Origin of the sequence: Paenibacillus sp. FSL H8-0259 (assembly GCF_037963255.1) — a bacterium.
In the GTDB taxonomy this organism is placed as follows: Bacteria; Bacillota; Bacilli; order Paenibacillales; family Paenibacillaceae; genus Paenibacillus_AQ; species Paenibacillus_AQ phytohabitans.
The window spans coordinates 7,192,556-7,206,099 of sequence record NZ_CP150147.1 but is presented as its reverse complement, the minus strand read 5'-3'; the positions used below and the strand labels follow the sequence as shown (position 1 = coordinate 7,206,099).

At 53.1% G+C, this 13,544-nt stretch carries 11 protein-coding genes; 4 read left to right on the top strand and 7 right to left on the bottom strand.

Annotation, left to right across the window (positions count from 1 at the left end):
* Positions 1-20 precede the first annotated feature (20 nt).
* From NSU01_RS30805 to NSU01_RS30790, 4 genes are all read left to right on the top strand, one after another.
* On the top strand, positions 21-1,418 hold the full coding sequence (locus NSU01_RS30805; RefSeq protein ID WP_076247766.1) for an MATE family efflux transporter: 1,398 nt from the start codon (positions 21-23) through the stop codon (positions 1,416-1,418).
* A 324-nt stretch (positions 1,419-1,742) separates the two neighbouring features.
* Positions 1,743-2,738, top strand: coding sequence for an ABC transporter permease subunit (locus tag NSU01_RS30800; RefSeq protein ID WP_076247786.1), 996 nt, complete (start codon positions 1,743-1,745; stop codon positions 2,736-2,738).
* Positions 2,739-2,753: 15 nt separating this feature from the next.
* Positions 2,754-3,647 carry a carbohydrate ABC transporter permease gene (locus NSU01_RS30795; protein ID WP_039309445.1) on the top strand — a complete coding sequence of 298 codons (894 nt, stop codon included), beginning with the start codon at positions 2,754-2,756 and terminating at the stop codon, positions 3,645-3,647.
* Positions 3,648-3,762: 115 nt separating this feature from the next.
* Positions 3,763-5,364, top strand: coding sequence for an extracellular solute-binding protein (locus tag NSU01_RS30790; RefSeq protein WP_144026193.1), 1,602 nt, complete (start codon positions 3,763-3,765; stop codon positions 5,362-5,364).
* A 1,205-nt stretch (positions 5,365-6,569) separates the two neighbouring features.
* Here NSU01_RS30790 and NSU01_RS30785 read toward each other — a convergent pair.
* From NSU01_RS30785 to NSU01_RS30755, 7 genes are all read right to left on the bottom strand, one after another.
* Positions 6,570-8,801, bottom strand: a complete 2,232-nt coding sequence (locus tag NSU01_RS30785) for an AraC family transcriptional regulator (protein ID WP_076247761.1) — start codon at positions 8,799-8,801, stop codon at positions 6,570-6,572.
* Between the two features lie 183 nt (positions 8,802-8,984).
* Complete coding sequence (locus NSU01_RS30780) at positions 8,985-9,635, bottom strand: urea carboxylase-associated family protein (RefSeq protein ID WP_076247758.1); 651 nt, start codon at positions 9,633-9,635, stop codon at positions 8,985-8,987.
* Between the two features lie 24 nt (positions 9,636-9,659).
* Positions 9,660-10,343: a cyclase family protein gene (locus tag NSU01_RS30775; protein WP_039307263.1), complete on the bottom strand. Its 684-nt coding sequence runs from the start codon at positions 10,341-10,343 to the stop codon at positions 9,660-9,662.
* 31 nt (positions 10,344-10,374) lie between these two features.
* On the bottom strand, positions 10,375-12,189 hold the full coding sequence (ade, locus tag NSU01_RS30770) for an adenine deaminase (RefSeq protein ID WP_076247756.1): 1,815 nt from the start codon (positions 12,187-12,189) through the stop codon (positions 10,375-10,377).
* Positions 12,190-12,192: 3 nt separating this feature from the next.
* The gene (locus NSU01_RS30765; protein ID WP_039307265.1) at positions 12,193-12,474 is read right to left on the bottom strand and encodes a EutN/CcmL family microcompartment protein; all 282 of its coding nucleotides are present in this window, start codon (positions 12,472-12,474) and stop codon (positions 12,193-12,195) included.
* A 16-nt stretch (positions 12,475-12,490) separates the two neighbouring features.
* A complete protein-coding gene (locus NSU01_RS30760; protein WP_076247754.1) occupies positions 12,491-13,243 on the bottom strand; it encodes a hypothetical protein in 753 nt (250 codons plus the stop codon).
* Positions 13,244-13,251: 8 nt separating this feature from the next.
* Positions 13,252-13,533, bottom strand: a complete 282-nt coding sequence (locus tag NSU01_RS30755; protein ID WP_019908484.1) for a BMC domain-containing protein — start codon at positions 13,531-13,533, stop codon at positions 13,252-13,254.
* Positions 13,534-13,544 lie beyond the last annotated feature (11 nt).

Sequence of the window (13,544 nt, the reverse complement as noted above, 5' to 3'; positions counted from 1 at the left end):
GGCAGAGGAGGGTTTATTCCATGAAACCCATGGGTGGGAAGAGCGGACTGTGGATGCTGGCCTGGCCTATATTTATTGAAATATTTCTGCAAACGCTGCTCGGGACAGTGGACACGATCATGGTCAGCCGGATCTCTGATGATGCCGTTGCCGTTGTAGGCATTTCGAATCAGTTATTTGGCGCTTTGATTACACTGTTTACCACGTTCGCCGGAGGTGCAGGTATATTGATTGCGCAGCGGCTCGGCTCCGGCCGCAATGAAGAGGCGCGTACGATTGCGATTATGGGAGTTACTGTAAGCACTATCCTGGGGGTTGCCTTCAGTGTCAGCTTGTTTCTGTATGCCGATCCGGTTGCCCGGATGCTTCATATTTCAGGAGAGCTGATTCCGCTATCTCATGTCTATCTTACTTATGTAGGCGGCGGATTGTTCATGGTTGGAATGACTGCCTCTCTAGGCTCTGCAATCCGGAATACAGGCAATACGCGCGGGCCGATGTATACGGGAGTGGCTGTGAATGTTATTCATATCCTGCTCAATTATATTCTAATCTTCGGCATGTTCGGCCTGCCGGAGATGGGACTAAGCGGCATTGCGGTCTCCACGATGATTAGCAGGCTGATCGGTGTGGCTGTACTGCTGTATATGTTCAGCAGCGCTTTTGAGCGCAGAATCAGACTGCCGGATTTTCGGACCTTCCACCGCAAATTATTCGCGGAGATCGTCAGGATCAGCTGGCCGCTGGGACTGAACTCCTCCTCCTGGGTGCTGTCACAGCTGGTGATTTATTCTTTTCTCGCCCTGCTGGGTGCCAAGGAGCTGGCTGCACGTACCTATCTGAACACGCTGGAGTCCTTCTGCTTCACGCTGGGTTATGCCATCGCCATGGCCGGGCAGATTCAGATCGCCTATCTCTTCGGTGCCAAGCAGACGCAGGAGGCCTATCGTGCAGCATACCGGACGCTGTACATCGGGCTGGCTATCGTCAGCGCCAATGTGCTGCTATTGTATTTGTTCGGCCGGTCGCTGCTCGGATTCTTCACTGCCGATCCGGAGATTGTCGCTATCGGCGTATCCCTGCTGGCGCTTAATCTGCTGCTGCAGCCGTGCAAAATGCTAAATATGGCTATGGGCAACTCGCTTAATGCGATTGGTGATACCCGCTATACCATGGTGGTCTCGATGATCTCCATGACGCTGATTGGCGTAGGCGGCTCCTACTGGCTCGGAATTTCGTCCGGCTGGGGGCTGCTGGGTATCTACTGCTGCATGATTGCCGATGAAGCGGCAAGAGGAGGACTGGTGCTGCTGCGCTGGCGGAAACGGAAGGTGCTGAATCAGGCCGAATCGCAGTTTGCCGGGCGCCGGCAGGGAGTGAGGGAGAAGCCGGGCGTGGCATGTTCGGTAGAGCTTTAGAAGTATATATGATGATATGAGCGCGGGAGTACGCACACCATTCCCCCAGATTCTTCTCCTGAAGGAGAGTAATCCGGGGGCTTATTTGCGTTCAAGCGTGGTTACTGCACAAAAGTATGAAATGTACACCCTGGGGTTGGCAATAAAATACAGGGATAGCTGTAACGTTCACTGTTCAGCTGCAGGAGGTATCTTCTATACTCAGGGCATCCATTGGACGAAGCCATAATGGCCGCGAGGGGCGGAGGCTTCGGAGCCAGTGCCGCCAACTTATATAGGTATAGGAGAGTGAAGGCTTTGAGACACCGTAAGCGCAAGTCGGGTATGCCACTCGCTATCCAGCTTCCACTGAAGGGAACAGGCGGGCTGTCCCCGCAGATAGAGTCCGGCACGCGGAAGAGAAGGAAGAAGGGATTTCTGCATGAGCTGATTCATAACCGGATTCTTTTTCTGATGCTGCTGCCGGCGCTGCTGTTCTTCCTGGTCAATTCGTATTTCCCGATGGTCGGCGTGTATTATGCGTTCACCCAATTTGATTTCAATTCCGGGTTGTTTGATGCTCCCTTCGTGGGTCTGAAGAACTTCGAGTTTCTCTGGAAATCGGGTACGCTGATCAAGCTGACGCTCAATACCATCGGCTACAATCTGGCCTTCATCCTGCTCGGCAACGTACTGGCAATTGTCTGTGCGATCCTGCTTAGTGAGCTGCGCCACAAATGGTTCAAGAAACTAACCCAGTCGATTATGTTCCTGCCGTATTTTGTTTCTTTCGTTATTCTGAGCGTCATCGTCTACAACGTGTTCAATTATGATAGCGGTTTCTTGAACACCTTGCTGGCCCGGTTCGGAGCGGGACCTGTGGATGTCTATAATAAGCCGCTGGTCTGGATCTTCCTGATCATCCTGTTCTATCTGTGGAAAAATCTCGGCTACAGCATGGTTATCTACCTGGCGGCCATCACAGGGATCAGCGATGAGTACTATGAAGCGGCCAAAATTGACGGAGCGCATATTTTTCAGCGGATCTGGTATATTACGGTGCCGATGCTGAAGTCTACCTTCATAGTGCTGCTGCTATTCTCCCTCGGAAGCATTATGAAGGGGCAGTTTGACCTCTTTTACCAGCTGATCGGCAACAACGGGGTGCTGTATAACACAACAGATATTCTGGATACGTACGTCTTCCGCTCCCTGAAGGTGACCTTTGATATCGGCATGGCGACGGCGGCTGGGCTGTACCAATCGTTGTTCGGCTTCATCCTGATCATGACGGTGAACTACATGATCCGCAAAATCAATGATGATTACGCGTTGTTCTAGGAGGAGAGAAAGAGCATGCATATTAAAGACGATCACTATACCAGGCTGCTGCAGGGGCTGGCGTACACGGTTATTATCATCGGCTCGCTGGCGTGTCTGATCCCGTTTCTGCTGATTATATCGGCCTCGCTGTCCTCCAATGAATCGATTATCAGGGACGGTTACCATCTGATTCCTGCGGAATTCTCACTGGAAGGATACAAGACGGTGTTCACTTTTCCGGATGAGGTACTGCGCGCCTATGGCGTTACTCTGTTCACTACACTTACGGGGACGACGCTGGGGCTGTTCTTCATGACTATGGCTGGTTATGTGCTGGCCCGCAGGGATTTCAAATACCGCAATACGTTCTCGTTCTATATCTATTTCACCACGCTGTTCGGCGGGGGCCTCGTGCCCTGGTACATTATGATGACCAAATATCTGCATCTGACCGACTCGTATGGAGCATTGATTCTGCCGGGGCTGATGACGCCGTTCCTGATTATTCTGATGAAGAACTTCATCCGTTCTGCCGTTCCTGAGGAGCTGTTCGAATCTGCCAAGATTGACGGGGCGGGTGATTTCAAAATATACTGGCGGATTGTGCTGCAGCTGTCGATGCCCGGCATTGCCACGGTTGGACTGTTTCTCGCGCTGACGTACTGGAACGACTGGTTCTCGTCTTCCCTGTTCATCAATGACACACACAAGTATCAGCTGCAGTTCCACCTGTACAATGTGATCAACTCGGCTTCCTTCATTGCGAACATGGGAGCGGGAACCGGGGTAAGTCTCGGGGCAGATCTGCCTACAGAGTCAACGAAAATGGCGATGGCCATCGTTGTCACCGGACCTATTCTGTTTCTGTACCCGTTCATTCAGCGCTATTTCGTTAAAGGCCTGACGATCGGCGCGGTAAAAGGTTAGAACCTTGTAGCAGATCCGCGCTGTTCTTCGCGGCTGCTATTCGGCTAACATAGATATTGTGAGGAGCTGAACCAGGAAGCAGTATTACCAAACAACATTTTTGGGAGGGTTCATGATGAGCAAGAATGCACGGAAAAAACCGCTGGCTGTCCTGACAGCCATGCTGGCGGTCTCGCTGCTCGCTGCGGGATGCGGCGGCAGTAACGGCAACAATAAAGAGGCAGCGGGCAGCACTGATAGCGGTAAAAACAACACGGCTGCGGCAACAGAGGGCAGTACAACTGCTACGGCAGAACCCGGAATTGACACCTCCAAGAAAGTGGAGCTGCAGTTCTACATGCTCGGCGATGCGCCGAAGGATCTGCCGGCGATTGAAGCCGAAGTCAACAAGATGGCGGCAGCGGAGCTTAATACAACGGTTAAATTCAACTATACGAGCTGGACGGACTGGGATCAGAAATACAAGCTGCTGCTCTCCTCGGGCCAGGCGATTGACCTGATCTTCACGGCGGACTGGACCCAGTATGCTTCCTATGCGAAACGCGGTGCGTTCCTGGCCCTCGATGAGCTGCTGCCTAAGGCCGCGCCGGAGCTACAGAAATTCGTTCCTGAGTCGATGTGGGAGGATGTTAAAGTAGACGGCAAAATCTATACAGTGCCTGCGACGTACAAAGAATACGTGACCAACGGCTTCGTCTGGCGGGAGGACCTGCGCAAGAAATACAATCTTCCCCAGCCTACGGATCTGGCCAGCTATGAGGCTTACATGGACGGAATCCGCCAGAATGAACCGGATATGATGCCGGCCTCCCTGAATAGCGACATCGGCAATAATCTTCATTACATTTATACCGAGCTGAATAAGATGGTCGGTGCGCTGCCATATGGGATGGGCGTGAAATATGAATCCCCTACTGAAGTGTACTCGTACTGGGGCTCCGATGAGCAAAAAGAAGAGCTGAAGGTCATGAAGCGCTGGCAGGAAAAAGGCTTCATTCCCAAGAATGTGCTGAATATCAAGGATACGATGCAGGACCCGATTACTTCCGGCAAGGCGGCGAGCATGTTCGGGGATAATCCGACGCGCTTTAATGATATGGTCATGAAGATTAGCACCACACATCCCGAATGGGAGCTGGGGTATTATCCGTTCGGCAAGACGACGGGGTATGCCACTCCGGTGCATCCGGTTCATAATGGTTTTGCGATTCCGAAGAGCAGCAAGAATCCGGAGCGGGCGCTCGCTTTCTATGAAAAGCTGGTCCTGGACAAACGCTACAACCAGCTGACCGAATATGGGATTGAAGGCAAGAACTATACTGTGGAAGACGGCTATTACAAGCTGCTGGGAACAAGCCAGACCAACGGCTTCACCCGGGAGGGCATGAACGGCTGGGCATGGAGAAATCCGGAGTATATGCTGTTCGACAAGGGTTTTGACGGGGTGAAGGCAATCTTCGATGAACTCGACAAGATTCAGAAGCCCGATCTGTTCCTCGGCTTTGCAGAGGACTATTCTTCCTATCAGGCAGAGAAAGCGGCGCTGGAGCAGGTCGAGAAGCAATATCTGTTCCCGCTGGAGGCGGGACTGGTGGAGGATATCGACAAGGGGCTGGAGACCTTCATGCAGAAGGCCAAGCAGGCCGGACTCGAGAAGATTCAGGCGGAGTGGACGAAGCAGTGGAACGCTTATACTGCGGAGAAAGGTATTAAGTAGAGAAGGGCCCCGGAAGCCGCATGGCTTTTGGGGCTTTTTTATGGGCAGGTGGTAGGAGGGGGCAGGTGCAACGGAGGCGCATTGGGTGGACGCTCCGAAAACGGAATGATGTTCCGATCGCTGTTGTATCCGGATTTTATTTATTTTACCTTAGCGGTGAAAATCCGTATACAAAGGCGACCGCTGCCGCTTCTCCACATTCATTCCGTCTTCTCCGCTGTTTAAGCGGTAGCCAGACCTGCATACAGCACTCGAAGAGCAAAAGAAAGCCACGTCAGATATCCGCTTCCGTGGTAGGGGAGGAGAGCAGAAAAGCCAGTCTCCGTGTATATGGAGACTGGCCAAAGCGGAGGAGCTTCTCCGCGTAGCTAGAGGTGGGCTTGGCGTTCCGCCAAAGCGAGGGAGCACCAAGCAAAGCGTGAGAACATCCGCCAAAGTGGAAGGGGCATCTCCGTAGAGTTAGAGACGGCTTGGTGTTCCACCAAAGCGAGGGAAAACCAAGCAAAGCGTGAGAACATCCAGCAAAGCGGAGGGGGTATCTCCGAGTAGTTAGAGGCGGGCTTGGCGTTCCACCAAAGCGAGGGAGCAACCACCAAAGCGTGGGAATAACTAGCAAAATGAAGGGAGCACCTCCATAGAATTAGAGACTGGCTTGGTGTTCCACCAAAGCGAGGGAGCATCCACCAAAGCAGGAGAATATCCACCAAAGCGGGTGAGTTCTCTGTGTACTGGGGACTAATCTTGCACAAAATACAACATTTCTGCTCAATATGCGCTAGCTAAGCGGGGATTGTTGTATGAAATGCAACATTTTGCCTCATTCTAGCGGCTAATCGCGAGGATTGTTGTATTTCCTACAACAATCCTTATAAATGCCCTGTATTGTTGGCTTAGTGTTGTAATACGTACAACATTTAGCTTGTCACGACCAATTTCAATGGGAACCGGGCGGGAACAGGAATAGGAACTGGAGTTAGATTGGGACTTGAGCTGGAGCTGGAGCGAGCTGGGACCGGAAAATGGAACTGGCACTTGAGCTGGAACTGAGACTTGAGGTGGAACAGGAACTAGAGCTGGAATTGGATTGGAACTGGAATGGAACTGGGACTTTAGCTGGAACTGGAACCGGAATTGGAACCAGCTACAGCAGAACAGCCGGAAATGCCAGCATAGCCGGCACTCCCAGAACATTAATGTGTCAACAATTAAGCATTCTTCGAACGCCGGTAATCCGTAGGCGTCGTACCGAAGCTGCGTTTGAACATCCGGTGCAGATAAGAGCTGCTGGTGAAGCCGCAGCGCTCGGCAATGCTCGTTACCGGCAGGTCGGTGTTCTCCAGCAAGGCGCATACCTCGCGCATCCGCACCTCCAGAATGACATCGACGATACTGTTCATGGTCTGCTGCTTGTAAAGGCGGCTGATATAGATCGGCGACATATCCAGCTCATCAGCAATCTGATTGAGACTTAGGTTCGGCTTCATGTAATTTTCGCTGATCTTGCTATTAATCTGGCAGATCAGATCATGCTGCTTGGAGTTCTTCTTCTCGTCCAGCTGTTCGCGCAATGCAGTGAAGAGAGCGGAGAAGGCTTCCTCCAGCTCGTCAATGGTCTCAATGGAATCCAGGCAAGGCAGCCCGCTGATTGCGTCGTTTTGTAAACGGTTACGTTTCTGGACAGTATTCACGATCTCCCTGACCGTCACGCTGAGTCTGGATACCGTTAACTGCACCGTCTGAAAGGGAAAGGCTTCGGTCTCCCGGATAATGCTGCTGAACTGCCCGGCAGCGTCCTCCAGTTTACCGCTCAGTAGCGCATCGGTGAGCTTCTTCTCCTTATCGGTAGGATAATGATACGTACTGGACTCAAGAGCGCATATGTCCTGGGCGTTAATGATACAGCCATGTCCGTAGAACAGTCGGTGATTCGACGCTTCCCGGACCTGCTTGTAGAGCTGGTGCAGCTGGCCCGCGTTATGGTCAATATGACTGTAGGTGAGGGTAAGGCTTAGCTTCAGATAGTCGGAGCAGGCCTGCTGGATCTGCCGGAGCAGCGTCTCGATCAGCCCGGTATCCGTATACTCCACGGGATCGATAATGTTCAGCAGCACAAGGATGCCGTCATCGTTCATATCCACAGTCTCGACCCGGTACGTCTGGCCGCAAATTTCCGAAGCGATATTCATAATGGCAAACTTGGAGGCCAGCAGGTAGGAAGAGCGGGCTTCCCTGAACTCTTTGTAGTGATCAATCCGCAGCAGGATCAGGCGGAAATCATCATTGAAGGTGAAGTGAATCCCGAGCTGGCGCAGCTTCTCTACCTGCTGAATAGACTGCAACGGCTTGAGGCCGAGAATGAGATCGCGCAGTGTATTTTGCCGGATCATGAACATGCTGTCTCGTTTCTCCGTTTCAAGAATGTTCATCTCGCTGACAATCTGGTCAATTGGCAGATACAGGCTTCTGGACATGATCCAGGAGAGGCCGATGCCGGCCACCAGAACAAGGGCTGCAATAAGCAGGGTGGTGTTGCGGATAGTATTCGTATGCTCAGTAATGTTGTCGTAGGGTGTAATCCGCACATACTGCCAGCTTAAGTCATCCGGTGCAGTATAAGAAATCAGCGAGTTCACGCCACCGAAGGGCCCGATGAAATAACCCGCCTCCTGGCCTTTGATCCGCTGTTCAATCCATCCGGCTTCCTCCGGGGAGAGCTCCTGCTGCTTCAGGCTGTTGCCGGACAGAAAAGCCCCCTGATCGTCCAGAATGTAAGTGGCGCTGGCAGAATTATTAGGACTGGTGATTTCCTTATTGATCCAGGGGGCAGAGATGTTAACGATTACCGCAGAGTTGATAGCCCGGTCCCAGCCGATGGCATCCAGACACAAAAAAGTATAAGCACGAACCTGGTCGTTCTCCCGTGCACCATTGGAATACACTCTGGGAATCGGTGTGAAGGCCTTGTAATCCTGATAATGGCCCAGGATATCCAGAATAGGGGTGTCTACCAGCTCTTGCTCAGTAAATACACCGTTCTGCCCGTGGGAAGAGGCAATATACAGCTGTCCGCTTTTGGGATTATAGACATATATGGACTCAATATAAGGCATGGAGCTTAAGTAATTGCCCAGCTCGGACATGGCTGCCGTGACATCATAGATATCAGGCTTGTCGTAGAAAACAATTTTGGAGATCGTACTGTTGCGGTAAATTTGAAAAGAAAGCGATTGCGCAGCATCGGTCATGTTAACGACTTCACTGCTGGTCTGCGTGAGGTTGCCGAGGTCGGACTGGAAGGCCTGCTTTTTTTCCACACCGATATAGTAATTATAATAGATGATGGTGGAGACAAGAAAAGTTAAGGAGACGCAAAGTGTAATACTGACTAATAACCTGCTGTACAATGCTCTTCGATTGCCGAGTTTGTGCAGTCCCATAAACAGCCCCCTGATTCACTGTGTACTCTGGCGATACCGGCCTGATCTATATTGTTCATAGTACAATTATAAGCTGCATACCATGAACGGGACAGTAGAGCAAGGTTACAACAGTGAACAGGATGGAGAATCGGGCAGTGAACAAATGCAAGATTTGTGTACAAAAGCTACCATAGTGCAGTTTTAACGATACGGTATATCCCGGCAAAGCGGGGGTACAGCCGGAGCTGGTTCAGTAATCTGCATCAGCAGCGGGGTTACCTTGAAGCCGTTGACCGGGGCCAGATCCTGCGAGCAGGAGGAGAGGGCGACGATCACGTCAGTCAGTGCTAGGAGCGCGACATAATCGCCGGGCCGGGAGAGTGGCTCTTCAATGACATAGTCAAGATTCTCATCCAGCGCATTGTTCATGAACCAGTTGATCGGATCGGGTAGCTCTTTGTGACCCAGCTGATATTTATGCAGCGCCTTCTGTAGATTGTCATGGCAGTTCGGATGCTCCTCCAGCCCGAAGTCGATTTTGTAGCGGTAATAGTCGCATGCCGGAAAAAAGAAATCATGTTTCCCCACCGTATCCTTCGTCAGCTGCATAAGCGGTCTGCGGCGGTTGCTGTAGAGGCCGTCGCCGGGCTTGAGCCGGATACTGCTGAGCGAGGATCTCATGTGTACGGGGGAGACATGCTCGTCAGGGTCTTCGGCATTGAAGCAGACGAAATCGCCCACCTGCTTGCCCTCGGTATCGATGATGTAGAGCGTCTGGCCTTGGCGGACCCGCGCGCTTCTTCCCTCGTAAGCCGGTACCGGGATTTCTTCAATTACCTTGTCTGTGGTCACGGTACAATCACCTACCTCATCTGTTTATTCTATGAATACCGCGACGGCACGGATAGGGGAGCCGGTGCCTCGGCGGATCCGGAGCGGAAGTCCGAAATACAGGAAACGCTTCTGGGCGATCAGATGCAGATTGCAGAGATTCTCGGTATTGGTCATCCGGTACTCACGGCAGATCAGGTGGCCGGAAAATAGCGGGTCCAGCGGGTTATCAATAGAAGGCGCATCAATGCCGATGTTAATGATCCCCTGCTTCGCCAGCCATCCGGCCGCTTCATAATCCAGGCCAGTATAGCGGGTCAGCCATTCTTCAGTGCCGTAGGCACGGTTATAATGTCCAGTGTACAGCAGGACGATATCGCCTTTATCCAGATGGAGATGGTCTTTGCGCAGCGCCTGTTCCAGATCAGGCCGGGTAATGTAGGCGTCCGGTGAAATATGGGAGAGGTCCAGGCAGACAGCCGGTCCGTAAAAATACTCCAGCGGCATCTCATCAATCGTCGGCCCGTGCGGATCATATTCGTAAATCGCATCGCTGTGGGTCGGACCATGCTCGTTAATCAGCAGGTTGTTCGTGGCAAACTCGAAGCCGAGCTTGTTCTTACTCTCTTCATGACTCATATTGGGGAAGATCATCGTCTTCTGATGCGGCGGAAAAACCGGCATTCCCTGATAGATTTCCTGTGAGAGATCAATTACCTGAATACCCATGTAGCGTACTCCTTTCATTTAAAATACGGGCTCAGGCGAGCGGCGGCAGCACGGTGAAGGCATCGGCGTCGATCAGGCCGATGTCGGTGATTTTCCAGGCCGGGCTGGTGACCAGCGACAGGAAGGAGAGATGCATGAACGGGACATGCAGCGTACAGCCCAGCTCCTCGCGGGCCAGCCGGTGCAGCTCGGTAATTCTTGCGCTCATCTCTTTGCCGGTCAGCTCATCGGTCATCAATCCGCCGATGCGCAGCGGCAGATCGCCGACCACCTTGCCCCCTTCGATCATGGCGATGCCGCCGTCCATCGCGATGACCCGGTTGACCGCAGTCACCATATCGGTGTAATTGGTGCCGGTGACGATAATATTATGGGTGTCATGCGCCACGCTTTCGGCGATGGCACCGGCCTTCAGTTTCATGCCGCGGACGAAGGTTTTGCCGATCTTGCCGCTGCGGCCATGCCGTTCTACGACGAGCAAGGGCAGCAGATCCTCTTCTACAGAGGGTTGCACAACGCCATCCTTCACGGCAGCGGTGAAGATGCCGGAGCCGGTCAGATTCTGGTCGGGGATGACCCCGATGGCGCGGACCCGGACGGTTCCTTGAGCGCCTTCGGCGGAAAGGTATAGATCTTCCGGCTTAACCGGTTTGCGCTTCACAGACTTTTTAACGGAGTCCGGATAGATATAGGAGGGGATCTCGCGGGTCAGCTCGCCATCACTGGCAACCTTGGCTCCGCTGATATAGACTTCGGCAATGGTCATGTTCGTCAGGTCGCTGATGACGGCGATATCGGCCTTCTTGCCTGGAGCCAGCACGCCGATATCCTGGAAGCCGAAATGGGTAGCCGGATTAATTGTGGCCATCTGAATTGCCTCAACCGGATCAATGCCGACGGCGATCGTCCGGCGGATGATATCATTCATATGGCCGTGCTTTAGCAGATCCTCCGGCACCATATCGTCGGAGACCAGGATGGCCCGCCGGGAATCCATACCCTCCTCAGTGATTGCCCGGATGCACTCCGCCATATTGCGCTGCGAGGAGCCTTCGCGCATGAATACACTGACCCCATAGCGCAGCTTCTCCATCATTTCTTCCTTGGTCGTTGTCTCATGGCAGGAGACATGGCCTCCGCCGCAGATGATGTGGGCAGCCAGCTCCTGGCCGGACAGGCCGGGGGCGTTGCCCTCAATGCTTTTGCCGATAGCCTTGGCATAGGACACTGAAGCGAGCAGATCATCGATCAGGTAAGGGGCGTTTCGGTATACGGGATGGACGTTGCTGAAGCCCTGCAGCTCGCCGATTCCCTGAACATGGTCGTCATTCAGCAGTTCCTGCATATCTTTGGAGCCGATATCTGCGCCTGCGGTCTCAAGACCGGGCACATCGGGTGTAAGGCAAGGTACGGTGAACAGCACGCGGTTAGGCAGGGTCTTCGCTTCTTCAATCATCGCCTTCATTCCGGGAACGCCCAGCACATTGCCAATCTCATGGGGATCAGCCACCAGCGTGGTTGTTCCGGTTGGAATCGACAGCTTGGAGAACTCCGTAACCGTCAGCATCGCACTTTCAAAATGCATATGTGAATCGATAAAGCCCGGACTGATGAATTTACCGCGCATATCCTCGACTACTGTGGACGGCCCGATCAGTTTATCAGCCTCGCCCACAAGCAGAATCCGGTCACCTTTAATAGCTACATCCCCAGGGTAAATCTCACGGGTGATTACATTGATAATATAGCCGCCCTTCAGCACCAGGTCGGCATGGAGCTGGCCGGAGAGCAGCACATCAATCATCCGCCGGCGCTGAATCGCATCTTTGATATCGGTCGTTAGCATAATCTACAAGCCTCCTGCTCTGGGACAATCCACACTATCCACGATTCCGACAATTGCGGCATCTATAGGAGCATTCGGATGCGTCGACGCCCGTGAAGCTACGCTGCCCACTGCATAGATAATGGTCTCTCCGATGCCTGCCCCTACAGTATCAACCGCAATAAGCGGCTGTCCCGCAGGGGTGTTATCGGGAAGAATGGGCTGTACGATCAGCAGCTTGGCACCGACGAGATTCTCATCTTTGCGTGTAGCTACGACGTGTCCTGTAATGATTCCCAGCTTCATGTGATCGTCACCTCTTCTATTCAAATCCTACATGGATAATCTCAATTCCGTATTGCCGGGCCGTGTCCCGGGCCAGCGGGGTAATGACTGCCGGGCCGTTCAGAGTAATGGAGGTTCTGCCCAGCTTGAGGGCTGCGATGATATCCTCCTCTGTCAGCACCTGCTTCCTCGGCGGTTCATTACTGGAAGACAGCCAGCTTCCTAGACCGCTGGGCGCCAGGAGCCTGATCCCGTAGCCGGATATTGCGGTCACCATGCTGCGCATTTTCTCTTTCAGCAGCGGACTGGCCTGAGATAAACCCTGCTCGCTCCAGCGGTAATGTTCCGGCTCCGCTCCGAGAGTAAGAGCGCCCACCGGCTTGCCGGCACATAGGTTCTCGACAATCAGCCTCACGAAGGGATGCCCGGTATCCAGCTGAACGAGCCGGGACAGGAGCGACAGCGATAGTACAGGGATCAACAAGGTGTCAGCATCGGCAGGGGAGAGTTTATGGGCCTGCCCGGGGTGGATAAGGTCATCTACTCCGGTTTGTCGTGCAAGTTCTCCGGCGTTATTTGTCCCAAGCAGCTGATCTTCCGCCCATAAGCGCAGCCTGACGTTACCTGTGCTTAAGCTCCGCAGCGCAGCGTAACCTTCCTCCATACCGATAAAATGGCCGGCCAGCAGCACCAGCACCCGGGGATATTCCTCATTCAGCGCTGCCGTTCTGGACCGGTAAGACAATCCCAGCAGGGCATTCTCCGCAACTGTGCTATGCCGGCTGTCCATGGGAGTATTTATTCAATACCCTTGGAGAGCAAGGCGCGTTCCACCTCACTATGCGGACGGGGAATGACATGAACGGACACCAGTTCACCGACCCGTTTGGCAGCGGCAGCTCCCGCATCCGTAGCGGCTTTTACCGCTCCGACATCACCGCGTACCATAACAGTAACGAGTCCGAACCCGATTTTCTCATACCCGCAGATTTCCACGTTTGCTGCCTTCACCATGGCATCTGCTGCTTCAATTGCACCTACCAGACCTTTAGTTTCGATCAATCCGAGTGATTCTCCCATTATAGAAAACC

Excerpts from the sequence above, each read along its gene's own strand:
- NSU01_RS30760 (WP_076247754.1), bottom strand. The coding sequence starts at position 13,243 with ATGGACAGCCGGCATAGCACAGTTGCGGAGAATGCCCTGCTGGGATTG.
- NSU01_RS30765 (WP_039307265.1), bottom strand. The coding sequence starts at position 12,474 with ATGAAGCTGGGAATCATTACAGGACACGTCGTAGCTACACGCAAAGAT.
- NSU01_RS30805 (WP_076247766.1), top strand. The coding sequence starts at position 21 with ATGAAACCCATGGGTGGGAAGAGCGGACTGTGGATGCTGGCCTGGCCT.
- NSU01_RS30800 (WP_076247786.1), top strand. The coding sequence starts at position 1,743 with ATGCCACTCGCTATCCAGCTTCCACTGAAGGGAACAGGCGGGCTGTCC.
- NSU01_RS30775 (WP_039307263.1), bottom strand. The coding sequence starts at position 10,343 with ATGGGTATTCAGGTAATTGATCTCTCACAGGAAATCTATCAGGGAATG.
- NSU01_RS30790 (WP_144026193.1), top strand. The coding sequence starts at position 3,763 with ATGAGCAAGAATGCACGGAAAAAACCGCTGGCTGTCCTGACAGCCATG.
- NSU01_RS30755 (WP_019908484.1), bottom strand. The coding sequence starts at position 13,533 with ATGGGAGAATCACTCGGATTGATCGAAACTAAAGGTCTGGTAGGTGCA.
- NSU01_RS30785 (WP_076247761.1), bottom strand. The coding sequence starts at position 8,801 with ATGGGACTGCACAAACTCGGCAATCGAAGAGCATTGTACAGCAGGTTA.
- ade (WP_076247756.1), bottom strand. The coding sequence starts at position 12,189 with ATGCTAACGACCGATATCAAAGATGCGATTCAGCGCCGGCGGATGATT.
- NSU01_RS30795 (WP_039309445.1), top strand. The coding sequence starts at position 2,754 with ATGCATATTAAAGACGATCACTATACCAGGCTGCTGCAGGGGCTGGCG.